This is a genomic window from Actinoplanes sp. 13, assembly GCF_056134165.1.
On the sequence record NZ_JBVYOQ010000036.1, the window covers coordinates 62329 to 83352 of the forward strand.

A 21024-nucleotide genomic window follows, 5' to 3' on the forward strand; every position below is an offset into this window, starting at 1 on the left:
AGGAACGGCGTCAAGGGTTGGCGCCGTTCGAGCGGAACTGGAACGACGGTGTCCCTTCCTGACCTGACGGCCTTCGCCCCGCACCGGTCCGCCGTCGACGCGGACTTCGAGGGCACCGCGGTGCCCGGCCTGCGCGCCGACTTCTACCGACGCCCCGACGGTGACCGGGTCGCCTCCGTCGGCTGCTTCTCCTACGGCGGCCGCCCGGTGTTGATGGCTTGGGGTTACGTCGACGAGCGCCACTGCCGCCGGCACGCCGTGCACCACCCGGTCCACGGCTGGCAGCCGGTCGTCGACGGTTGCCCCGACGTGCGTTTCGTCCGCGCCGGCGATGTCCCGGAGGGCCCGGTGATCGGCTTCGAGGTGCGCGCCCCGTCGGGGGACTGGCTGCGCGCCGGGGGTTCCGGGGCCTGATCGACGTGGGCCGCGCCACAGGGCCGGCTGTTGCGCCGGACCCCCCTCGACGGCATAGTTGGCACTGCCAAATTACAACGCCGGAAGGACATCTCCGATGCCTCGTCTCGCCACCGTCGACCCCGCCACCGCCGAGCCGCAGGCCCGCGCCCTGCTGGGCCGGGTCGAGAAAGCCCTCGGCGTGACGCCGAACATGATGCGGGCGATGGCCGGCTCACCCGCCGTGCTCGACGCCTACCTTCAGTTCAGCGGCGCACTGTCCAAGGGCCGGCTGCCCGGCCGGGTGCAGGAGCAGATCGCCCTGGTCGCCGCTGTCGAGAACGACTGCGGTTACTGCCTGGCCGCCCACACCGTGCTGGGCGCGAAGGCCGGCGTCAGCGAGGAGGACCTCGTCGCCGGCCGCAGCGCGCAGGCGTCCGACCCCAAGGCCGAGGCGGCGCTCGCCTTCGCCAAGGCGGTCATCGCCACCAAGGGTTTCGTCACCGACGAGGACCTCGCCGCGGTGCGCGCCGCCGGTTACAGCGACGGCGAGATCGGCGAGATCGTCGCCGCGGTCGCGCTGAACACCTTCACCAACTACTTCAACTCCGTCGGCCAGACCACTCTGGACTTCCCGCCGGTCGCCGGCGTCACGATCAGCCACTGAGCAACGGGAGGGGGCGGATCCCTGCGGGGGTCCGCCCTTTCGCTGTTCAAGGACCGGCGGGCTCGTGATCCGGACAGGTCACCCGCAGCTCGGCGTCACCGAACGGTGCGTCGACGAAGTTGCAGTGATGCGGTTGCCCGGACCCGGCCGCATGCGCGTCCGGCACGTAGAACCGGCAGGTCAGGCACATCCGGGAGATCGGGATCAGCCGCCGGTTCTGCAGCTCGCGCATCAGCGTGGTGACACCACGCAGCATGGCGGCGAAATCCTCGCCGGAGAGCGTCGACACGGCGCCACCCAGGCTCTCCGACGTCACCGCCAACCGGGCGGCCTCCTCCTCGCCGGCGGGCGACAGGCTCAGCCGGACCGCCCGCGCGTCGCCGGGATCCCGGGACGCGACCAGGATCTCCTTGCGCCGCAACACCTTCACCGCGTCGGAGACCGTCGGCGGCGTCGACGCGAGGGCGGCCACGATCTCGCCCTGCCGCAGCGGCGCCCGGCTGTCCTTGAGCAGCATGACGATGTCGGCCTGCAACGGCGACAGGTTGTGCGGCCCGGCGTTGCGCCACGCCTCCATCCGCACGGCCTGACCGAGCCGGGCGAGCCCGGCCAGCAGCTGGCTCTCCGGCGGCATGCCCGGTACCTCAGCCACCCGAACCACCCCTTTGTTGGCAGTGCAGAACATCTGACATCCACGGTACGACCTGACGACGCCCCGCCGCGGCGCGGATCCTAGGCTGTGGCATGCTCACCGATCTTGCACCCGCACCGATCAAGGGCGTCGTCTTCGACTTCCACGCCACGCTGGTCCACGGCGGCGACACCCGCCGCTGGATCGACACGGCCGTCCGCCGCGTGGCCGGTTCACCGGAGTTGGGCAGCGAGGAGGTTGAGTCCCTGCGCGCGCATCTCGACGAGATCTGGTCGCACGCGCACACCATCGACCCGCGCAGCGAGCGGGACCTCAGCCGGGACCGGCACCGGGACGTCTTCAGCGAAGCGGTCACCCGGTGTCCCGGCGTGCGGCCCGAGCTGATCCCGGCTCTGTACGAGGTGATGACCGACCAGTGGACCGTCTTCGACGACACCGTCCCGGTGCTGCGGGCGCTGCGCGCGCACGGTGTGAAGGTGGTCGTGCTCTCCAACATCGGCCTCGACATCCGGCACTGCCTGGACCGCAACGGTGTCAGCGAGCTGATCGACGGCCTGGTCCTGTCGTACGAGGTCGGCCTGGTCAAACCGGACCCGGCCATCTTCGAGCACGCCTTGCAACTGCTGGGTGTCGCGGGGGAGCAGACGCTGATGGTCGGTGACAGCGCCCGCGACGACGTGGGCGGCGTGAGCCTCGGCATCCGGACGTTGATCCTGCCCCGGACGGCGGGGCCGGTGCACGGCCTGGCCACGGTGCTGCCCATGGTCGGCGCGACTGCCCGCCTCTAGCGGTCGCAGGAGAATAACGACATGACCAACGATCTTCGGGTACGCGGTGGTGGCGCAAGCGGTCCCCTGTTGGTGCTGTTGCACGGACTGGGCGCGACAGGTGACGTCTGGTCGGGGTGGGAGCCGGTGCTCGCCCGCCGCTGGCCCGGCCGGTGGCTGGCGCCGGACCTGCCCGGCCACGGCGGGTCGGCGGAGCTGCCCGGCTACACGTTCGACGCCCTCGCCGAGGCGGTGCGCCCGCTGGTCGAACCGGACGGCCGCACCGTCCTGCTGGGGCACTCGCTCGGCGGGGTGGTCGCCCTGGCGCTGGCCGCCCTGACCCGGGTCGCCGCGGTGGCCGGCCTGGGGATCAAGCTGTCCTGGAGCGCGGACGATCTGGAGCGCGCGCAGTCGCTGGCCCGGCGCCCGGTCACCTGGTTCGACTCCCGGGAGGAGGCCGTCGACCGGCATCTGCGGGTGTCCGGGTTGACCGGCCTCGTCGGCGCCGACGATCCCGCCGCCGTCGAGGGAGTCCGCGAGGAGGGCGGCCGCTGGCGTCTCGCCCTCGACCCGCGCGCCTTCGGGGTGGGTGCCCCCGACATGGCCACCCTGGTGGCGCGGTCGTCGGCCCCGGTCGTCCTCGCCCGCGGGGAGCTCGACCCGATGAACACGGGCGAGCAACTCGACCGGTTGGGCGTCCCGGCCGTCACGCTGGCCGGGCTCGGCCACAACGCGCACGTGCAGAGCCCGGAGCGGTGCGCGGCCCTGCTGGACCGGCTGCCCCCGTCCTGACCGGGCTCTGCCGCCCGGTGCCGCTTCCTCGGCGGTGCCGAAGAGGCCGTAACCGGCGTTGGACACCGACGGCGTCGATCCGGCCGAGTTCGGTGAGCGCGCGATTCACGACGGCCCGGAGTGCCTGCGTGTCGGTCACGTCCAGCGGGGCCTGCCACAGCTGTTCATGCCTCCGTGGGTAACTGACCGGATGCGTACTCCCAGGAGGGTAAGCAACTGGATGGTTACGTACGATGGCTACATGCCACCTGACGCCACCGAGACCAAGCGCCGCCTGATGAAGGCGGCCGTCGACGAGTTCGCCCGGTACGGGCTGGCCGGCGCCCGGGTGGACCGGATCGCCGCGACCGCCGGTGCCAACAAGCGGTCGATCTATGTGCACTTCGGAACCAAGGAGGAGCTGTTCGACCTCGTCGTCGCCGGCGGCCTGCTGGAGCTGGCGGAGGCGGTCCCGTTCGACGCCGGCGACCTGCCGGGCTATGCCGGTGGCCTGTTCGAGCTGCTGGAGCTGCGCCCGCACGTGCGGCGACTGACGTTGTGGGCGACGCTGGAGCGCCCGCAGCCGCTCGATGCCGAGGTCGAGGCCTACCGGGCGAAGGTCGCCGGCATCGAGTCCGCCCAGCGGGCCGGCCGGGTCCGTGCGGACATCCCGGCGGTGGAGCTGCTCGCCATGGTGCTCGCGCTGGTGACCAGCTGGGACACGGCGTCGTGGTCGCTGAAGGCGCTGCACGTGAACGCCGGATCCGACCGGCGGGCCGCGGTGGAGGCGGCAGTCGCCGGGCTGGTCGGACCGGGGCCCGGAAGCGCCGTCACCAGTTGAGCGGCCCGTGCTCGTCCTGCAGCGTGCCGGTCGGGCCGTCGGCGCCGAGTGTGGCCAGCCGCACGACGGTCCTGGCGCTCTCCACCGGCGACCTGCCGATCCCGAAGGCGGCGGTCATGTCGGTGGCCGTGGTGCCCGGCTCGACGGCGTTGAACTTGATGCCCGGGTGCGCCTTGGCGTACTGGACGGTGAGCATGGTGGCTGCCGCCTTGGACGCCGCGTAGAGCGCGAGCGGCATGGCGAACTCCGGCCGGTCCGGGGTGGTCACCGCCCAGAACGACCCCATGCTGCTGGAGACTGTGACGACCGTGGGGTTGGCCGACCTGCGCAGCAGGGGCAGTGCCGCCTCGGTGACCCGGACGACGCCGACCGCGTTGATGTCGAACACCCGCAGCGCGGTGGGTCCGTCGAGGCCTTCGGCGCCCAGCACGCCGGCGTTGTTGACCAGGACGTCGAGCCGACCCTCGGCCGCGTCGACGGTTGCCAGCGCGGCGCTCACCGACGTGTCGTCGGTGACGTCGAGCTGAACGAACCGGGCGCCCAGCTCGGCCGCGGCCTTCTCGCCCCGCTCGGCGTCCCGGGCGCCGAGATAGACGGTGTGGCCCAGCTCGACGAGCTGCCGGGCGGTCTCGAAGCCGATGCCCTTGTTGGCGCCGGTGATCAGGGTGACGGTCATGAGTGGCCTCCGGAGCAATTCTGTACTGATCGGTTGGAGGTCACCGTAGCAGGATTCTGTACCGATCGGTTGGTGGCCTGGGTCACGATCTGTACCGAGCGGTAGGATCAGGCCATGAGCACTGTGACGCCGCCCGGACGGCCCCGGTCCTTCGACGAGGAGACGGTTCTCGACCGGGCCACCGAGGTCTTCTGGCGACACGGTTACGAGGGGGCCTCCCTGAGCGCGCTCACCAGCGCGATGGGCATCAACCGGCCGAGCCTGTACGCCGCGTTCGGCAGCAAGCAGGAGCTGTTCCGGCGCGCCTTCGGTCGCTATCACGACAAGCAGGTCGCCGACGCCCGCGCGGCACTCGACCGGCCCACCGCGTCCGAGGCCGTCGAGGCCTTCCTGCGCGCCAGTGCCGACGGCCTCACCGCGGCGGAGCACCCGCCGGGCTGTCTCTCCGTGCAGGGCGGACTGGCCTGCTCGCCGGAGAACGCCGGTGTCTCCGAGATCCTGGCCGTCGGCCGGGCCGCCACCGAGTCCGCGCTGGAGGAACGGCTGACCCGCGCGGCGCGGGAGGGTGATCTGCCGGACGGCGTGGACGCCGGCGCGCTGGCCCGGTTCGTGATGGCGCTCAGCGAGGGCCACGCCGTCCACGCCGCGGCCGGCGCGCGCCGCGCGGAGCTGCAGGCCTCGGTCGACGTCGCCCTGCGGGTACTCCGCCGGTGACGGCGACCGCCGGGCGTGTCAGGCCGGCGTGCGGGCGGTGATCAGGAACTGCATCTGGACCTCGTGGCCCGCAGCGACGCCGTACTTCTGGTCCAGCTGGTAGATCGAGGTGAGCGGGACGGCGTGGACCTGCTCCAGGCCGGCGTTCGCGAGCATCAGCACCGTCTCGTCGATCGACTTCGCGGTGGCCAGCGGCAGCGTCTCCCGTACCTCCGCGTCGTAGAAATCCGGCTCGCTGCCGGGGAACCACGTGCTGTCGACGACGGCCACGAGACCGCCTGGGCGCAGCACGCGGATCCAGCCGGCCAGGGCGGTCTCCGGTTCGCGCAGCGTCCACATCAGATAACGGCTGGTCACGGCGTCGAAGCTGGCGGCCGGGAAGTCCGGGGCCACCGCGTCGCCGCGCAGGAAGGTGGGCCCCGCGTACCGGCGGGCCCGCGACAGCATGCCCTCGGAGAGGTCGATGCCGGTGACCCGGTGGCCGAGGCCGGCCAGCACCACGGCGACCTGGCCGCTGCCGGTGCCGGCGTCCAGCACGTCGAGCGGGCCGGCGCCGAGCGCCTCCGACCACACCGACGACCAGGCCCGGGTGTCCTCCTCGAGGCGCTCCGGTCGCTGCTGGTACTCGTCGTAGGCGGGCGCGCGGCCGGTCCAGTAGGCGTTGATGCGGTCCTGGGCGGTGGTCATGTGTCTCCTTCGAGCGGGTGGAACAGCAGGTGCAGGTGACCGTCGAGGTCCAGGCGCCTGATGCCTATCCGGTAGATCGGCTCCAGGATCGCCGGGTCGAGGACTTCGGCGACCGGGCCGGCCGCGATGACTCCACCGTCGCCGAGCAGGACCAGGTCGTCACAGTGCCGGGCGGCCAGGTTGAGGTCGTGCAGCACGACGATCGAGCAGGTCCCCAGGCCGCGGACCAGCCGCAGGATCTCGTGCTGGTAGCGGATGTCGAGGTGGTTGGTCGGCTCGTCGAGGAGCAGGTGGGTGGCCTCCTGGGCGAGCGCGCGGGCGATCAGCACCCGCTGGCGCTCGCCGCCGGAGAGACCGGCGAACGCCCGGGCGGCGAGGTGCGCGGCGCCGACCCGTCGCAGGCACCGGGCGGCGATCTCGTGGTCCGCCGTGCCGGTGCGCTGGAACGTCGACAGGTGTGGCCCGCGGCCGAGCAGCACCATCTCCGCCACGGTCAGTGCGGTCTCGCCACCGGTCTCCTGCACCACCACGGCCATCCGGCGGGCAGCTTCCCGCGGTGCCAGTGTGGACAGTGGGTCACCGTCCACCTCGATCCGACCGGTGCGGCTGCGCAGGGCGCCGTGCAGCAGTCGCAGCAGCGTGGTCTTGCCGCTGCCGTTCGGGCCGATCAGGCCGAGCACCCGGCCGGGCCGGGCGGTCACGCTCACGCCGTCGATCACCGGGTTCGCGCCGTACCGCCACCCGACCCCGGTCGCCTCGATCACGGGAAGCGCCGCACGATCTGCTCCAAGCCGTCGACGGCGAGCGGCGACGGCGGTTCGGTGAAGTTGAACAGCTGCGTCATGATGTCGCCGCTGCGCACCGCCGTGAGCCGGGAGGCGCCGGGCAGGCCGGTCACCGCTGCCTCGACCGCCTTCGGGTCGCCGTCGCCGTGCAGGAGGATCAGCACGTCCGGGTCGCGGCCGAGCAGTTCCTCGAGGGTTACCTCGAAGACCCGCTCCCCGCTGTCGGCGAAGACGTTGGTGAACCCGGCGGCCTCGAGCTGCGGGTGGGCCATGCTGGCGGCCCCGTAGGCGTAGGTGACGCCGCCGCCGACGGTCGGGTAGAGCACGGCCGCCGTCCGCTTCACGTCCGGCTTCCTGATCGCGGCCAGCCGGGTCCGCAGGCCGGCGACGGCGGCTTCCGCTTGTGCCTGACGATCGAAGACTTTGCCGTACGACCTGGTCTGCGCGTAAATATCGTCGAAGGCCGGCGTCGCGCCGGCGCCCGGGCACAGGGCCGGCTCCTCCAGGAGCGGGATGTCCATTGCGGACAGCGTGTCGCGGGGGAGGTTGTCGACCTGGCCGAGCACCAGGTCCGGTTGCCGGCTGATCACGACCTCCGGGGAGATCCGCAGGTGGCCGCTGGTGTCGGTCTTGTCGGTCAGCAGCGGGATCTTGTCCAGCGCGGCGAGCGTGGTGGCGTCGTAGTACTCCTCCGGGTACTGCCCGGCGCGCGCGATGACCCGGTCCAGGACGCCGAGCGACTGAAGGTACGGCACTGCGGCGCTCTTGAGCAGCACGACCCGCTCCGGCGCCGCGGTGAAGGTGACCTCGGCCCCGCAGTTGGTGACGGTGAGCGGGTACCCGGCGCCGGCCCCGGCCGGCCGGTCCGCGGTGGCCGCACCGCACCCGGTCAACAGCAGCAGCGAGGCGGCGATCGGCGCGATCCTCATCGGACACTCCTCTCTCAGGCCGCGTGCAGGCGGCGGATCAGGACCAGCAGGAACGGGGCGCCGAGCAGGGACGTGATGATGCCGACCGGGATCTCCTGCGGCGCGAGCAGCACCCGTGCCACCACGTCGGCACCGACCAGCAGGATCGCGCCGAGCAGCGCCGCGACCGGTACGACCCGCACGTGCCGGCCGCCGACCAGGCGCCGGGCCAGGTGCGGGACGACCAGGCCGACGAAGCCGATGCTGCCGGCGGCCGAGACCAGCACGCCGACGCAGAGCGAGACGATCACCAGCAGACGGATCCGGATCCGGTCGGGGGACAGGCCCAGCGTGTGTGCGGTCTCGTCGCCGATCGCCAGGGCGTCCAGGCGGCGCCCGGTGACGGTCAGGTAAGCGGTGGTGCCGCCGACGATCACGGCGGCAACCGCGAGCAGCACGTCCCAGCGGGCCAGTCCCAGCGAGCCGAGCAGCCAGAACATCACCGAGCGGGAGCCCTCGGCCGAGCTCGACGCGAAGATCAGGAAGCTGGTGGCCGCGTAGAGCGCGTAGCCGACGGCGACGCCGGCCAGCAGCAGCCGCATCGAGGTGACCCGGCCGCTGCTGCGGGCGATCGTGAACACCAGCACGGAGGCCACGAGCGCGCCGGCGAACGCGCTGGTGGAGAGCGCGTGCCGGCCGAAGCCGGCACCCGCTCCGAACAGGATCGCCGCGGCCGCGCCGCTGGAGGCACCGGAGTTGATGCCGAGCAGGTAGGGGTCGGCGAGCACGTTGCGGACCATCGCCTGCAGGGCGACGCCGCAGACTGCCAGGCCGGCGCCGGCCAGGACGCCGAGCAGGACCCGGGGCAGGCGCACCTGCCAGACGATCGCCTCCTGCGGCGTCGTCCAGGTGACGTCGCCGGCGCCGAGGAGCTGGTGGGCGACGATCCGGGCCACGGTGGCCGGGCTGATCGCGATCGCTCCGGTTCCGGCGGCGGCCAGCCCGGTGACGACCAGTGCGGCGGTCAGGGCGAGCAGCCAGATCGTGGTCCGGCGCCGCTGTGTGCGGACGCCGAGTACGTCCACGACTGTCACCCGTACCTCCATGCAAGGATTCCGTTGTTGCAAGTTATGTGCAACAAGCTATCAGCATGATCGAATGAGGTGAAGGGCAAGCCGTACGGCCGTACCGTTGGTGGCGGCGCTGTCCTACCCTGAGGCCGCCGGTCGGGGGACCGGGGTAACACGGGGGAGGTACCGGATTGACCGCGGCAACCGTGGTGTTCCTGGTGATCGGCGCGGTGGGCGTGGTCATCCTGGCGGTCGCGCTGCTCGGCGGCGAGATCGCTCATCTCGGGCACATCGACGCTGACGGACTCTTCTCCCTCGAGGCGGTCGCCGGATTCCTCGGCGCGCTCGGGTTCGCCGGCGCGATCACCGCGGAACTGCTCGACGCCCGTACCCCCGGGTTGATCGTGATTTCGGCGCTGGTCGCCTCCGTGGCCGCGATCGTGGCCGCCTGGCTCGCGGTGCGCCTGTCCCGCGCCGCCCGCAACATGCGCACCGACGCCACCCCCACCCGGCAGCACCTGGTCGGCACGCTCGGCGTGGTCGTCACGCCCGTCCCGGCCGGCACCGGTTACGGCGAGGTCCGCATCCGGCTCGGCGGGCAGCCGGTCAAGCTCAACGCCCGCGCCGACCAGGCCCTGCCGGCCGGCACCCCGATCTTCGTGGTGGAAGCGCCCACCGAGACGTCGGTCGTCGTCGAGGCGACCCCCACCCCTGGAAGGGAATAGATGTCACCCTTGCTCATCGCCATCGGCGGCGCCGTGCTGCTGGTCGTCCTCCTGGTGCTGTTCGTGCTGTCCCGGATCAAGGTGGCCGGGCCGAACGAGGCCTTCATCATCACCGGCCGCAAGGGCCGGGTGACGCAGTCCGCGGACGGCTCCAGCAGCACCGACCTGTCCGGGCAGAAAGTCGTGATGGGCGCCTCGGTGTTCGTCATGCCGGTCGTGCAGCGGCTCCAGTCGCTCGATCTGTCCAGCCGCCGCATCGACGTCGGCATCAAGGGCGCGGTGTCCAAGCAGGGCATCCGCACCGAGCTGCACGGTGTCGCGATCGTCAAGGTCGGTGGCACCGAGGACGCCATCCGGGCCGCCGCCCAGCGGTTCCTGCACCAGCAGGCCGAGATCGAGGACTTCACCCGCGAGGTCCTGGCCGGCGCGCTCCGCTCGATCGTCGGCCGGCTCACCATCGAGGAGATCATCCGGGACCGGGCGGCGTTCGCCAGCGCGGTCGCCGAGGAGGCCGAGCACTCGATGACCAACCAAGGTCTGGTGCTCGACACCTTCCAGCTGCAGGACATCCTCGCCGAGGGCTCCTATTTGCAGGACCTGGGCCGTCCGGAGGCCGCCCGGGTGCTCAAGGACGCGGCGATCGCGGAGGCGCGCGCCCGGCAGGCCGCCGAGCAGGAGCGCCTGCTCGCCGAGGAGGCCATCGCCGAGGCCAACCGGAACCTGTCGCTCAAGCAGGCCGCCATCCAGGCCGAGATCGACGCGGCCAAGGCCCAGTCGGCGGCGGCCGGCCCGCTGGCCCAGGCCGAGCGGGACCAGAAGATCCTCGCCGAGCAGCAGAAGGTCGCCGAGCAGAACGCCGAGCTCAAGCAGCGCCAGCTCGACACCGAGGTGCGCAAGCCGGCCGACGCCGCGCGATACAAGGTCGAGCAGGAGGCGGAGGCGTCCCGCAACGCCTCGGTCATCGGCGCCGACGCGCAGCGGCAGGCCACCATCGCGGCCGCGCAGGCGTCCGCCGAGCAGGCTCGCCTGATGGGTGAGGGCGAGCGGGCCCGCCGGGCCGCGCTGGCCGAGGCGCACGCGATCGAGGGTGCCAAGGAGGGCGAGGCCGAGCAGCGCCGGCGGACCGCGATCGCCGACGCGATCGAGCGGGAGGGCGCGGCCGAGGCTGCCGCGATCCTGGCGCGGGGTCAGGCCGAGGCCGAGGCGATGGCCCGCAAGGCCGACGCCTTCAACACCTACGGCGAGGCGGCCGTCCTGGACCTGCTGGTGAAGGTGCTGCCGCAGGTCGTGGAGGCGGCGAGCGCCCCGATGGGCTCGATCGACAAGATGACCGTGATCTCGACGGACGGCGCGTCGTCGCTGACCAAGTCGGTGGCGAACAACGTGGCGCAGGGCCTGCAGCTCGGCACCGACCTGACCGGTGTGGACCTCAGCGGTCTGCTGGCCAAGCTCGGCGCCGCCGCGAAGGAGACGAACGGGCGCCCCATCGAGTCCTGATCGCTGTCGAAGGCCGGTCCGTGTCGCACGGGCCGGCCTTCGGCGTCCACAACAGTCAATCCTTTCTGCGCTGCCGCAGAAACGGGACGACGGCGTCCAGGAACCCGGCCGGCTGGTCACGGTGCACATGATGACCCGCAGCGATCGTCACCAGCTGAGCATTCGGCATCCGCGCCGCGGACTCCGCAAGAAATGCCTGCCGGTCGTCGCTGCTGGCCCCGTCGACGATCAACGTCGGCGCGGCGACCGCGTCGGTGCCGTCCCACCAGGCCGGGTCCGGATCGGTCAGCTGAGCGCGAATCGCATTGACCGCCGCGAAGTCGAACGGCGTCGGCTCGTCCGGTACCGCCAGCGGCGGCCGCTTCAGATCCCCGGGCCGCGGAACGGTCGCATCCTCCAGCACCAGATGCGTGACCCGGTCCGGGGCCGCCTGTGCCACCAGCACCGAGACGATCGCACCCATGGAATGCCCGACCAGCGCGACCCGCTTCAGCTCCGCCGCGTCCACGAAGCCGAGGACGTCGTCGCGCATCAGCTCGAACGAGTATTCGCCTGGCCGGCCGCTGTTCCCGTGGCCCCGCAGATCCAGCACATACACCCGGAATGCGGCGGCCAAACCGTGGACCACGGGCGCCCAGTCCGACCCGCTGTCACCCAGGCCGTGCAACAGAAGCACCGGGTGCCCGCCCGGATCACCCACCGCGCGATAGCCGATGCGGACATCGCCCACGTTCATCGATTCGGTCACCTTGTCACCGTAGCCACATCGACAAGGATCATCTCGTGGTGCCCTAAAGTGGTTCGGGAGCGCTCCCAGTCGTCTACCCGAGGGAAGTTGATGAGACGTTCCATCGCCCTGCTGACCGCCACCGTCCTGGCCGTCGTCTCCGCGCCGGCACCCGCCTTCGCCGGCCGGGCCCCGGCCGGGGCGCACACCGCGGGCCGGGTCTCCGACCGCGGGGCCACGGTGCGCTACACCTGGCCGGGAGTGTATTTCGAGGGACGGTTCCGGGGGACCGGCATCGGGATCGTGCTCGACGACGCGGTCAACGACTACGAGATCCAGGTCGACGGCGGGACACCGGTGAACCTGGTGCGGCCGGGCCGCGTCACCCACTGGATCGACGGCCTCGCGGCCGGCCGGCACACCGTCCGCGTCGCGAAACGCACCGAGAGCCCGTGGTCGGCCGGCCAGTTCGGCGGGTTCGTCGCGGGTCCCGGCGGAGCACTGCTGGGTGCGCCCGCCGCCCGCAGCCGGCAGATCGAGTTCATCGGCGACTCGTGGACCGCCGGTTACGGCAACACCTCGACCGAGCGGGACTGCACAGCCACCGGCGGCGTGGACCGCAACACCAACGCGAACCAGGCCTTCGGCGCGCTCACCGCCCGCACGCTGGGGGCCGACTATCAGCTCAACGCCTGGTCCGGCCGGGGCATGGTGCGCAATTACAACGGCAGCGACCCGGGCACCGACTTCCGCACCTATTACGACCGTACGCTCCAGGCCGTCGACCCCGCGACGTGGCGGTCCCGGAAGTGGCAGCCGCAGGTCGTCGTGATCGGCCTCGGGATCAACGACTTCTCCACCCCGGTGAACCCCGGCGAACGGTGGGCGGACGAAGCCGCGCTGGCAGCGGACTACCGCGCGGCGTACCACGGGTTCCTCGACAAACTCCGCGACCGGTACGGGCCGCGCACCCGCCTCGTGCTGACCTACCCGTCGATGTGGAACACCACGGCGCTGGCCGACTCGGTCGAGCAGGTCGTCGCGGAACGCGGTGATCCGCGGGTGCGGTCGCTGCACTACGACAACGCCGCGCTCGGTCTGGATCTGCTCGGATGCGACTGGCACCCGTCGGCCCGCGACCACCAGTCGCTCGCCGTCGCGCTCACGTCATTCCTCACAGGGCTGCCGCTGCGGTGGTGACCGGTCGCCGCCGGGCCTAGGCTGCGTCCGTGGCGATCACTCCGGACAGCCGGCTCTTCACCAAACGCACGCTGGTCACCCTCTCGCACGCTCTGGAAAGGACAGCGCTGGCGGTCGCTGAGGACACGCCGATGGTCGTCCTGGCGCTGTTCCAGCGGGCACCCTACTTCGAGCGCGAGCGCGGGGTGTACGACCGGATCGCCGGGACCGCCGCGGCCACTGTGGTCTGCATGGTCGCCGACGAGCCGCCGGCCGGGACCGCGGCGCACGTGGTGCTGCTGCGCCCCGACGAGGAGGCTGCCAAGGAGTGGACGGTCGTCGTGCTGACCCCGCGCTTCGGCGGCGTGCTCAACGCCTACGACCGGGAGGAGGTCGACGGCTCGGCCGCGACGCTGGAGGCCGGCCGGCTCTTCGACGGCCGGTGGAGCCTGCGCCGTGACGACGCCCTGCACGAGGTGCTCCGGCTCCGCGAGATGCTCGGTGACCGCCTGACGCCGGAGGTCGGCGCCGCCATCGACGGGGCCGTGGGTTACGTGCGGGACCTGCCGGCCGGCGCGGGCGAGAACCGGGCGCACGCGGCTGTGCGGTTCCTGCTCGAACAGACCGACCGTGACAGTGTGCGGCTGGCCCGGATGCGGCAGGCCGCCGCCGGCGACCAGCCGGTGCTGAGCGAGCCGGCCGAAATCAGCCGCTGGTCGGGTGCGAGCGGGGTGACCGCCTCGGGCACCCTCGCGGTGGCGCTGCTGGGCATCCGCGTCCCGCCCGCTCACCGGCTGCCCGAACATGCCGGCCGGAGGGCCGGCATGTTGCGCAACGAGGCGCTGATCGCGGCGCTCGGCCCGCTGCTCCGCGACGCCGACCGGTTGTCCCGGCTGGACGACGACACGTTCCTGCTGATGCTGCCCGCGCTGTCGTCGCCCGACGCGGTGAAGATGGCTCACCAGGTGAACGCGGAGCTGGCCGCGGCCGGCGCGCACGACACGTTCGCCCCGGCGGGTGCGCACATCGTCGTGATGGTCACCCGGCAGCGGCCGTTCCCGACCGAACGGATCCAGGCCGCCCTGGCCTGGGCGCAGCAGAACGAGGTGCCGGTGGCGACCGTCGATGAGGGGCCCGGCACCACGACGGGCTAGGTTCCGTCTCGCGGACAGACCCTAGTGCCAACGCCGTTCAATCAGGCGGTGCGGGCCCCGATGCGGGCCTTGTTCGATTAGTCGCGCCGCCCGGCCGTCACCACCGCGACCTGGCGCGGCCGCTTCGCCTGCGCAAGGTCATCGACTCCCGACGAACCATGTGATATGCCGGGGCCACGGCTGGTCGCCGCCGCCCCGGCGGGACGCGATCACAGCCAGCCGCAGCTCCCCGACATCTGCACCACGACGCGGACGATGCCGGCAACCGCGCCGATCAACTGGGCGGCCCACACCACCTTCTGCATCCGCGGCGCCGGCCGCTTGTCGTCGTTCCTCATCGTTGTTCCTCCCTGGTTCCACCGGCGGCCGGTCGCCGCCGCATGCCAGGGACGCTGCGTGTGCAACTGTGCCTTGGGTAGAACAGTGGACAGAGTTGGACGTTGGACACGCGAGGGCGGGCAGGATGCCGAACGAACAACAAGCTTCTGAAACTGACCCGCCGCCCCGGTCCGCGCTGGAGGAGCTGGTCGGGGACCTGAGAAGGCTCTATGACGACTCAGGACGAAGCCCGGGGGAGATCGCCCGTAAGAGCCGGCCGAAGATCGCGCGGAGCACCGTCTACAACCTTCTGAAAGGCACCCGGGTGCCGAAGAAGGAATCGGTCGAGGGATTTCTGACCGGTTGTGGTGTCGCCGAAAGGCATCGCGCCGGCTGGCTAGAACGGCTGGCCGACCTGGCCGACGAGCCCGACCTTGCGGCACCGCGGAACGGTGTCCGGGTGCTGGAGGCCGATCCACGGCTGCTGGGTGTCCACGCCGCGATTCACGTCCCCGGCGCGGAGGAGGACCTTCCGGCCTACGTACGCCGCGACGTCGATGATGTCATCCGTGACCGGCTCGCGAACACCGGCCAGGTCGGGGCGTTCGTCCTGCTCGTCGGTGAGTCGTCAGTCGGTAAGACCCGAACCATGGTCGAGGCGGCGAGGGCGGCGGCCCCGCGACGGTGGCTGGTGCACCCCCGGAACCTGGCCGAGATCAGGGAGATCCAGACCGACAAATGCGAACAGATCCTCTTGTGGCTCGACGAGCTCCAGACCTACCTGGAGCCGGATCATGACCTGGACCGGGTGCTGCCCCACCTGCTGAGACATGGTGCCCTGATCATCGGCTCCCTATGGCCCAGCGAATACTTCCGCCGCCTCGGCAGGGAGGACCCCGAAGACAAGCGTGAGGTCATGGCCGACCGCCGGGTCCTCGATCTGGCGTTCACCGTCACGATCCCCGACCAGCTCAGCTCGGCCGAACGTGCCCAGGCGACGGCGGTGGGCGTGGCCGACGAGCGGGTCCGTAGCGCCCTCAGCAGCCCGGACGGCGGGTTGACCCAGATCCTGGCGGCGGGTCCGCAACTTGTCCGGCGGTGGGAAAGCGCCCCCGGACCGTACGCGAAAGCTCTTCTGACCGCGGCTCTCGACGCACGACGGGTGGGCGCGTACGGGATCCTGTCCACCAACCTCCTCACCGCCGCGATACCCGGCTATCTGACGTCGGCCCAGCAGGCGCGGGCGCCGGGGGACTGGTTCACGGCGGCGCTGTCCTACGCGACGACGCCGGTGCACGGCGCCGCAGCCGCCCTGACCCCGATCGCCGCAGGCATGGGCGTTGTCGCCGGCTATCAGGTCGCCGACTTCCTCCACCAGCACGCCTGGAAGGTGCGCCGGACCGAGGAGCTGCCGGCGAGCGCCTGGGTGGCGCTCGTCGAGCACCACGACCCGGCCGACCGGATGAGACTGGCCGACAACGCTGAGCGGCGGGGACGCACGGCCGCTTTCGAGCAGCTGCTGCGCCGCGCGACGACCGCCGGCAACGCTTTCGCGATGCACCGGCTCGTCGACCTGTTGACCGAGGCCGGGCGGGAGGACGAGGCCCTGCGGTTACTCCAGGCGCATGCCGATCCGGCGGACGCATATGCGGCCTACCGCCTGGGTGACCGGCTCGCGCACAGGGGCGATCTTGCAGCGGCTGCACTTGTCCTGGAACCGCATGCCGACGGCGGCTACATGGTGGCGTTGTCACAGGCGGCCGACTTCCTCATCCGCCACGGCGGCCACGAGCGGTTCTCGCAATATGACCGCTACACGCCCGGCCGGCAGGACGGCCCTGTCGCCGTGCTGCTGGCGCGTGTATTGGCCGAAGCCGGCCGCGTCGATGCGCTGACCGACCTCGCCGACAGCGGCAACCACCCAGCGCACCATGCGTTGATGGACATTCTCGTCGAGCGCCGGGCGATGAACGATCTGAAGAAGCGCGCGGACGCCGGTGATCTCCGAGCGACTGTCGCCATCGGGCGGATCCTGTACCAGGACGGTGACATCGAACAGTTGCGAATCCTGTGCTCAGGTCCCGTCAAGGAAGCTCTCAGCACATATCTGGCCGATTTGCTGGAGAAAGATGGCCGGGAAGAAGAGGCGCTGGACGTCCTTCAGCAAGTGCAATTCTGGGGGATCGGACCGGCGGGACTGGCGAGATTACTCATCCGGTCGAATCGCCTGGATGAAGCGCTGCGCCGGCTGAGAGTAAGCAATATCGTCAACGACAGAGACACGGACGACAGTTTCGTCAACACCTCAATCATCGACGCGCTGATCGCGAAACAGGGTGCGGACGGGGCCGTCGATCTGCTCCGTCAACGACTCGCCGCGGAATGGGACCTACGAGTGTCGCACTGCCTGTACCGGATCCTGATCCGACAGGAGCGTACCGATGAGGCGCTCGCGGTGTTACGGCGCGATGCTGAAAGGGGTGACGAGTACCTCCGTTCCCGGCTTTTCAACGGCCTGGTCGACAACGGTCGGGTAGAGGAGGCGCTGGAGGTCGGTCGGACGGCGACGCCCGGCTCCGGCCACACCTTGCATCACGAATTCCACCAGCTGCTCGAACGAGAGGGCCGGCTGGAGGAACTGCGAAGACTGGCCGCGGTCGAAGGAGAATACAGCTTCAAAAAATATGTCTATGCCTTGGCCCGTCACGGAGAGGTCGACGAGGCGATACGTCTGCTGCGGCAGGAGAGGGAATCAGGAGACCGGTCACGTACCTTCCTGCTCGCTCGCCAACTCGTCAAACGAGGCGACGTGGACGAAGTCATCGACCTTCTCCGGGGGGACATCAAGGCCGGACACGATCAATCCCGGGAGCTGATCAACGTGCTCGTGAGCAACAACCGCACCGAACAGCTACTCGAGGAAGTGCACGCCGGCACCGAGGGAGCCCTGGCCGCCTGGCGCAAGTGGAACGCCACCCCCAACCCGAAGGAATAGCCCGCCGAGCGCGACGACCACGACGAGAGGCGGACATCTGGTTCGGGACCGGTACCCCAGCGGAGATCCGTTCTGGCCTGTTCTGACGGCGCGGTCTGCCCCGTCCCCCGTCTCCTCGCGCTGTCTCCTAAGCGGTACGGCACCGGATGAGCGTCACCACGAGCAGGATGGCGGCCGTGCCCACGGTCACGAGACGCACGTGGTTCAGCCTGACCCAGCGCCGCGCCAACATCTCCTTCTGCTCCGGGGCCGTGTCGGCGGCGAAGAACAACCGCAGGTTGACCCGGGCCACGATGTAGACGGTGACCGCGGCGCTGACCAGGCACAGCGCGACTCCCAGCACGAGTGGTGGACGGGCTACCTGCGGCGTGTTCCATCCGGTCACCCCGGCGGCCACCGTCGCCAGCGCAGTGACCGGCGTGGCCGGAATGTAGTAACGCACCGGACTGCCGGGGGCCAGGAATCCGCCGCCGAGCTGTACCGGCCGGCCCGCCATCGACGTCCACCCGGGCGCGAGCACGATCGCTTCGTACAGGTTGCCGAAGAACCAGTGGGCGTGGCCGGCAACCGCGACGGTCGCCAGCACCAGGAAGAGATCCTCTGCTGTCATGTTCTGCCTTCCGGCGTTGCGTCGAGCCGGCCGAATCGCACGCCGGTGGCCTGTTCCGACAACTCCCACAGGCGGCGGCCGTTCTCCGGGTCCGTCGCGGCCGCGGAGAGTGCCGCCGGGGCCGGGTAACCGCGTAGCTCACCCGGACCGCCCGGCCCGATGAGCCGGCCCGAGTGCGCCGCCGGATCGGTGGCGGCGAACAGCTGGGGCCAGGCTCCGCGCTCCACGGGCTGGGCGAGAATCGGGTTGCCGACGCGGCCCAGCAGGAACCGCCAGATCGGGGTGGTGGCGGCGGTCTGCAACCCGGTAGCGGTATATCCCGGGTGGGCCAGAATGCTGCTCACCGGGCTGGCGGTCGCGCGGAGCCGCCGGTGCAGCTCATGGCCGAAAACCGCGTTGGCGAGCTTGGACGAGTTGTAGAACCCCATCGGCGAGTAACGCCGCTCGCCGGTCGGGTCGGCGAAGTTCAACCGGGCCCGCCGGTGGTTGACCGACGTCACCGTGACGACCCGCGGATCGCGGCCCGCCAGCAGCAGGCCGAGCAGCAGCCCGGTGAGGGCGAAGTGCCCGAGGTGGTTGGTGGCGAACTGCACCTCGTGGCCCTGCGGGCTGAGGGCGCGTGGCGGCGCCATCACTCCGGCGTTGTTGACGAGGACATCGATCCGCCGGTGGTCGGCGCGCATCCCGGCGGCGAACTCCCGCACCGAGTCGAGGTCGGCGAGGTCGAGCCGCCGCACCTCCAGTTCCGCGCCGTCTCCGGTCTCGACAGCGGCGGCCGCCCGGCGGCCCTTCTCCTCGTCGCGGACGGCCAGCACCACCCGCGCCCCGCGGGCGGCGAGCGCACGCGTGGTTGCCAGGCCCAGTCCGCCCGCGGCCCCGGTCACGACAAAGGTGCGGCCGGTCAGGCCGGAGATCCGGTCCGCGGTCCAGCGATCGTCGGTCATTCGGCCTACTGTGCTCACAATGGCACTCAGTGTCAAGCAAAGCTCGCAGTGCCATTGAGGGCATGAAGTAGCATGCCGGGGTGGAATCGCGTTCCGAAAGCATGGCCGAGCGCAAACGCCAGCTCGTCGCGGGCGAGTTGCGTGACGCCGCGTTGATGCTGCTGGCCACCAAGGGCTTCGATGCGGTGACCGTCGACGACATCGTCGCCGTCGCCGGCGTGTCGCGGCGCACCTTCTTCCGCTACTTCGCGTCCAAGGAGGACGTCGTCGTGCGGTTCCTCGCCGACATGGGTGCCGGTGTCGTCGCCGAACTCGCGGCCCGGCCACGTGCCGAGCCGCCGTCGGCAGCACTGCGCCACGCGGTCTGGGTGCCGCTCGCCGCCTGCACCGACCGGGCCGACCACACCGAGCGGGCCCGCATCGTGGTCCGGCTGATCCTGGACACCCCAGCCCTGCACGCCCGCTGGCTGGACCGGCAGAACCAGTGGCGCGACGCGCTCGCCGCCGAGCTGGCCGCCCGCCGCCGCCTCGATCCGGACACCGATCCCTACCCGCGGATGGCCGCCGGCATGGCCATGCTGGCGCTGGACACCGTCCTGCGGCAGTGGCAGCCCGGCGACGACGAGCAGCGCCTCGCCGAGCTGACCGATCAGGCCTTCACCGTCGTGGCGCCGGCGCTGGACACATCCGGCGCGCCGGAGCCGCGGCCGTGACACCCGTCCGCCCGCCCGGGCCGGCGCCGACCCCGCCGCGAGCGCGGCCCGCTCTGACACGTCACCGGCGTGGCCGTCGTGGATCGGTGCCGGCGCCGCTCTGGACCTGATGTCACGCCTGCCCGCCGCGGCGGTGGAAGAACACTGCCTCGATCTCGCGCGTACCTCCCGGGACGGCGCTCGCCGCGCCGGAGCCGTCCCGGTCGGCGCCGGCTCGCCGAGCCACATCGCGGTGATCCGGGTCGGCGCGGGTGCAGGCTTACCTGACCGGCGACCGGCTGCGGGTGGTTTCCATTACTTCAACAACCACGACGACGTCGCTGCCGCCTTGCGGGCGCTGTCTTCTTGACCGCGCCTCGCTACGTTTGCTCGCGCATTCTGTCGCCATTGTCGAAAAGAGGGTGGCGAAAAACTGTGACGCGGGGCTGCCGGCCGTGGTCGTGGCCGTCTCCGCCGGGGCTGTGTGCTGGCCTCGGACCGGAATTCGTGCCGATCTTCGAAAAACTGTTACGCGCCGGGAAATGGCGGTTGGAACAGTCATTCTTGAGACGGCTGGGAGCGCTCCCGTAACATGCGCGGAAGCGGTTGTTAACGCTCACTAAACGTCGTTCCCCGCGACTGAGCCGGCCGCGATCCCCGTCAGGAGAAGAAGCATGCGCAGATGGAGAGGCATCCGGCCGGCCGCGGTGCTGAGCGGCGCCGTGCTGCTCGGCTCGGCAGCGCTGGCCGTGGCCCTGCCCGCCGCCGCGGCGGCCGGCTGCTCGGTGAGTTACGCGGTGTCGTCACAGTGGCAGGGCGGGTTCGGTGCCGCGGTCACCGTGACCAACCTCGGCGACCCGGTCAGCGGATGGACGCTGACGTGGTCCTTCAGCGCGGGTCAGCAGGTGACCCAGGCGTGGAACACGTCGCTGACCCAGAGCGGCGCCGCCGTGACGGCCCGCAACGTCGGCTACAACGGCTCGATCGCGACCAACGGGACCGTCGCTTTCGGCTTCAACGGCTCGTGGACCGGCAGCAACCCGGCGCCGGCCGGCTTCAGCCTGAACGGGGTCGCCTGCACCGGCGCCACCGGCCCGGGGTCGCCCTCCACGTCGCCGTCGGTGAGCCCGTCGGCGAGCCCCTCGACAAGCCCCTCGACGCCGGGGACGTGCACGTTGCCGTCGTCGTACCGGTGGTCGTCGTCGGGTGTGCTGGCGAACCCGCGGTCGGGGTGGGTGTCGTTGAAGGATTT

At 71.2% G+C, this 21024-nt stretch carries 24 protein-coding genes; 14 read left to right on the forward strand and 10 right to left on the reverse strand.

Annotation, left to right across the window (positions count from 1 at the left end):
• The first annotated feature begins 48 nt into the window (after positions 1 to 48).
• Together AC0NH5_RS38535 and AC0NH5_RS38540 are read left to right on the forward strand one after the other, a co-directional pair.
• Positions 49 to 414: a hypothetical protein gene (locus tag AC0NH5_RS38535; protein WP_474412563.1), complete on the forward strand. Its 366-nt coding sequence runs from the start codon at positions 49 to 51 to the stop codon at positions 412 to 414.
• A gap of 97 nt (positions 415 to 511) precedes the next feature.
• Complete coding sequence (locus AC0NH5_RS38540; protein WP_474412565.1) at positions 512 to 1060, forward strand: carboxymuconolactone decarboxylase family protein; 549 nt, start codon at positions 512 to 514, stop codon at positions 1058 to 1060.
• A gap of 46 nt (positions 1061 to 1106) precedes the next feature.
• On the opposite strand, the gene AC0NH5_RS38545 is transcribed toward AC0NH5_RS38540, so the two are convergent.
• On the reverse strand, positions 1107 to 1712 hold the full coding sequence (locus AC0NH5_RS38545) for a MarR family winged helix-turn-helix transcriptional regulator (RefSeq protein WP_474412567.1): 606 nt from the start codon (positions 1710 to 1712) through the stop codon (positions 1107 to 1109).
• 92 nt (positions 1713 to 1804) lie between these two features.
• Between AC0NH5_RS38545 and AC0NH5_RS38550 the strand changes: the two genes are divergently transcribed.
• The 3 genes from AC0NH5_RS38550 to AC0NH5_RS38560 all read left to right on the forward strand — a co-directional run bounded on the left by AC0NH5_RS38550 (position 1805) and on the right by AC0NH5_RS38560 (position 4091).
• The gene (locus tag AC0NH5_RS38550; protein WP_474412569.1) at positions 1805 to 2500 is read left to right on the forward strand and encodes an HAD family hydrolase; all 696 of its coding nucleotides are present in this window, start codon (positions 1805 to 1807) and stop codon (positions 2498 to 2500) included.
• A 21-nt stretch (positions 2501 to 2521) separates the two neighbouring features.
• A complete protein-coding gene (locus AC0NH5_RS38555; protein WP_474412571.1) occupies positions 2522 to 3271 on the forward strand; it encodes an alpha/beta fold hydrolase in 750 nt (249 codons plus the stop codon).
• A 241-nt stretch (positions 3272 to 3512) separates the two neighbouring features.
• On the forward strand, positions 3513 to 4091 hold the full coding sequence (locus AC0NH5_RS38560; RefSeq protein ID WP_474412573.1) for a TetR/AcrR family transcriptional regulator: 579 nt from the start codon (positions 3513 to 3515) through the stop codon (positions 4089 to 4091).
• Here the strand turns inward: AC0NH5_RS38560 and AC0NH5_RS38565 are convergent.
• Positions 4081 to 4767 (reverse strand): SDR family NAD(P)-dependent oxidoreductase, encoded by a 687-nt coding sequence (locus AC0NH5_RS38565; protein WP_474412575.1) that lies wholly within the window; start codon positions 4765 to 4767, stop codon positions 4081 to 4083. The genes AC0NH5_RS38560 and AC0NH5_RS38565 overlap by 11 nt on opposite strands.
• Before the next feature lie 114 nt (positions 4768 to 4881).
• On the opposite strand from AC0NH5_RS38565, the gene AC0NH5_RS38570 reads away from it, so the two are divergent.
• Positions 4882 to 5481, forward strand: a complete 600-nt coding sequence (locus tag AC0NH5_RS38570) for a TetR/AcrR family transcriptional regulator (protein ID WP_474412577.1) — start codon at positions 4882 to 4884, stop codon at positions 5479 to 5481.
• 18 nt (positions 5482 to 5499) lie between these two features.
• Here AC0NH5_RS38570 and AC0NH5_RS38575 read toward each other — a convergent pair whose 3' ends face one another.
• The 4 genes from AC0NH5_RS38575 to AC0NH5_RS38590 are packed head-to-tail and all read right to left on the reverse strand — an operon-like array spanning position 5500 to position 8955.
• Entirely contained in the window at positions 5500 to 6168 is a 669-nt protein-coding gene (locus AC0NH5_RS38575; protein WP_474412579.1) for a class I SAM-dependent methyltransferase, read from the reverse strand.
• Positions 6165 to 6932, reverse strand: a complete 768-nt coding sequence (locus AC0NH5_RS38580) for an ABC transporter ATP-binding protein (RefSeq protein ID WP_474412581.1) — start codon at positions 6930 to 6932, stop codon at positions 6165 to 6167. Before AC0NH5_RS38580 ends, AC0NH5_RS38575 begins: the two co-directional genes overlap by 4 nt.
• Complete coding sequence (locus tag AC0NH5_RS38585) at positions 6929 to 7882, reverse strand: ABC transporter substrate-binding protein (protein ID WP_474412583.1); 954 nt, start codon at positions 7880 to 7882, stop codon at positions 6929 to 6931. Before AC0NH5_RS38585 ends, AC0NH5_RS38580 begins: the two co-directional genes overlap by 4 nt.
• Positions 7883 to 7896: 14 nt before the next feature.
• Complete coding sequence (locus AC0NH5_RS38590; protein WP_474412585.1) at positions 7897 to 8955, reverse strand: FecCD family ABC transporter permease; 1059 nt, start codon at positions 8953 to 8955, stop codon at positions 7897 to 7899.
• A gap of 167 nt (positions 8956 to 9122) precedes the next feature.
• On the opposite strand from AC0NH5_RS38590, the gene AC0NH5_RS38595 reads away from it, so the two are divergent.
• Both AC0NH5_RS38595 and AC0NH5_RS38600 read left to right on the forward strand, forming a co-directional pair.
• Positions 9123 to 9656, forward strand: coding sequence for a hypothetical protein (locus tag AC0NH5_RS38595; protein WP_474412587.1), 534 nt, complete (start codon positions 9123 to 9125; stop codon positions 9654 to 9656).
• Positions 9657 to 11153 carry a flotillin family protein gene (locus AC0NH5_RS38600; protein ID WP_474412588.1) on the forward strand — a complete coding sequence of 499 codons (1497 nt, stop codon included), beginning with the start codon at positions 9657 to 9659 and terminating at the stop codon, positions 11151 to 11153.
• Positions 11154 to 11208: 55 nt separating this feature from the next.
• Here the strand turns inward: AC0NH5_RS38600 and AC0NH5_RS38605 are convergent, their stop codons facing one another.
• Positions 11209 to 11889, reverse strand: coding sequence for an alpha/beta fold hydrolase (locus AC0NH5_RS38605; protein WP_474412609.1), 681 nt, complete (start codon positions 11887 to 11889; stop codon positions 11209 to 11211).
• A gap of 102 nt (positions 11890 to 11991) precedes the next feature.
• Here AC0NH5_RS38605 and AC0NH5_RS38610 point away from each other — a divergent pair, with 102 nt between their 5' ends.
• Complete coding sequence (locus AC0NH5_RS38610; RefSeq protein ID WP_474412590.1) at positions 11992 to 13080, forward strand: SGNH/GDSL hydrolase family protein; 1089 nt, start codon at positions 11992 to 11994, stop codon at positions 13078 to 13080.
• Between the two features lie 29 nt (positions 13081 to 13109).
• Complete coding sequence (locus AC0NH5_RS38615; RefSeq protein ID WP_474412592.1) at positions 13110 to 14213, forward strand: DICT sensory domain-containing protein; 1104 nt, start codon at positions 13110 to 13112, stop codon at positions 14211 to 14213.
• A 209-nt stretch (positions 14214 to 14422) separates the two neighbouring features.
• Here the strand turns inward: AC0NH5_RS38615 and AC0NH5_RS38620 are convergent, their stop codons facing one another.
• A complete protein-coding gene (locus tag AC0NH5_RS38620; RefSeq protein ID WP_474412594.1) occupies positions 14423 to 14551 on the reverse strand; it encodes a hypothetical protein in 129 nt (42 codons plus the stop codon).
• A gap of 125 nt (positions 14552 to 14676) precedes the next feature.
• On the opposite strand from AC0NH5_RS38620, the gene AC0NH5_RS38625 reads away from it, so the two are divergent.
• The gene (locus AC0NH5_RS38625) at positions 14677 to 17526 is read left to right on the forward strand and encodes a tetratricopeptide repeat protein (RefSeq protein WP_474412596.1); all 2850 of its coding nucleotides are present in this window, start codon (positions 14677 to 14679) and stop codon (positions 17524 to 17526) included.
• A 127-nt stretch (positions 17527 to 17653) separates the two neighbouring features.
• On the opposite strand, the gene AC0NH5_RS38630 is transcribed toward AC0NH5_RS38625, so the two are convergent.
• Both AC0NH5_RS38630 and AC0NH5_RS38635 read right to left on the reverse strand, forming a co-directional pair.
• Complete coding sequence (locus AC0NH5_RS38630; protein WP_474412598.1) at positions 17654 to 18136, reverse strand: anthrone oxygenase family protein; 483 nt, start codon at positions 18134 to 18136, stop codon at positions 17654 to 17656.
• Positions 18133 to 19080, reverse strand: coding sequence for an oxidoreductase (locus tag AC0NH5_RS38635; RefSeq protein WP_474412599.1), 948 nt, complete (start codon positions 19078 to 19080; stop codon positions 18133 to 18135). Before AC0NH5_RS38635 ends, AC0NH5_RS38630 begins: the two co-directional genes overlap by 4 nt.
• A gap of 80 nt (positions 19081 to 19160) precedes the next feature.
• Between AC0NH5_RS38635 and AC0NH5_RS38640 the strand changes: the two genes are divergently transcribed.
• From AC0NH5_RS38640 to AC0NH5_RS38650, 3 genes are all read left to right on the forward strand, one after another.
• On the forward strand, positions 19161 to 19793 hold the full coding sequence (locus tag AC0NH5_RS38640; protein ID WP_474412601.1) for an acyl-CoA-like ligand-binding transcription factor: 633 nt from the start codon (positions 19161 to 19163) through the stop codon (positions 19791 to 19793).
• Positions 19794 to 19902: 109 nt separating this feature from the next.
• Positions 19903 to 20142, forward strand: coding sequence for a hypothetical protein (locus AC0NH5_RS38645; RefSeq protein ID WP_474412603.1), 240 nt, complete (start codon positions 19903 to 19905; stop codon positions 20140 to 20142).
• A gap of 304 nt (positions 20143 to 20446) precedes the next feature.
• Positions 20447 to 21024: cellulose-binding domain-containing protein (locus AC0NH5_RS38650; RefSeq protein WP_474412605.1), on the forward strand; the 578-nt coding region annotated here is incomplete at its 3' end.

Coding starts and splice junctions, on each gene's coding strand:
- AC0NH5_RS38540 (WP_474412565.1), top strand. CDS start 512: ATGCCTCGTCTCGCCACCGTCGACCCCGCCACCGCCGAGCCGCAGGCC.
- AC0NH5_RS38550 (WP_474412569.1), top strand. CDS start 1,805: ATGCTCACCGATCTTGCACCCGCACCGATCAAGGGCGTCGTCTTCGAC.
- AC0NH5_RS38555 (WP_474412571.1), top strand. CDS start 2,522: ATGACCAACGATCTTCGGGTACGCGGTGGTGGCGCAAGCGGTCCCCTG.
- AC0NH5_RS38560 (WP_474412573.1), top strand. CDS start 3,513: ATGCCACCTGACGCCACCGAGACCAAGCGCCGCCTGATGAAGGCGGCC.
- AC0NH5_RS38565 (WP_474412575.1), bottom strand. CDS start 4,767: ATGACCGTCACCCTGATCACCGGCGCCAACAAGGGCATCGGCTTCGAG.
- AC0NH5_RS38570 (WP_474412577.1), top strand. CDS start 4,882: ATGAGCACTGTGACGCCGCCCGGACGGCCCCGGTCCTTCGACGAGGAG.
- AC0NH5_RS38575 (WP_474412579.1), bottom strand. CDS start 6,168: ATGACCACCGCCCAGGACCGCATCAACGCCTACTGGACCGGCCGCGCG.
- AC0NH5_RS38585 (WP_474412583.1), bottom strand. CDS start 7,882: ATGAGGATCGCGCCGATCGCCGCCTCGCTGCTGCTGTTGACCGGGTGC.
- AC0NH5_RS38600 (WP_474412588.1), top strand. CDS start 9,657: ATGTCACCCTTGCTCATCGCCATCGGCGGCGCCGTGCTGCTGGTCGTC.
- AC0NH5_RS38605 (WP_474412609.1), bottom strand. CDS start 11,889: ATGAACGTGGGCGATGTCCGCATCGGCTATCGCGCGGTGGGTGATCCG.
- AC0NH5_RS38610 (WP_474412590.1), top strand. CDS start 11,992: ATGAGACGTTCCATCGCCCTGCTGACCGCCACCGTCCTGGCCGTCGTC.
- AC0NH5_RS38620 (WP_474412594.1), bottom strand. CDS start 14,551: ATGAGGAACGACGACAAGCGGCCGGCGCCGCGGATGCAGAAGGTGGTG.
- AC0NH5_RS38625 (WP_474412596.1), top strand. CDS start 14,677: ATGCCGAACGAACAACAAGCTTCTGAAACTGACCCGCCGCCCCGGTCC.
- AC0NH5_RS38630 (WP_474412598.1), bottom strand. CDS start 18,136: ATGACAGCAGAGGATCTCTTCCTGGTGCTGGCGACCGTCGCGGTTGCC.
- AC0NH5_RS38635 (WP_474412599.1), bottom strand. CDS start 19,080: ATGACCGACGATCGCTGGACCGCGGACCGGATCTCCGGCCTGACCGGC.
- AC0NH5_RS38645 (WP_474412603.1), top strand. CDS start 19,903: ATGTCACGCCTGCCCGCCGCGGCGGTGGAAGAACACTGCCTCGATCTC.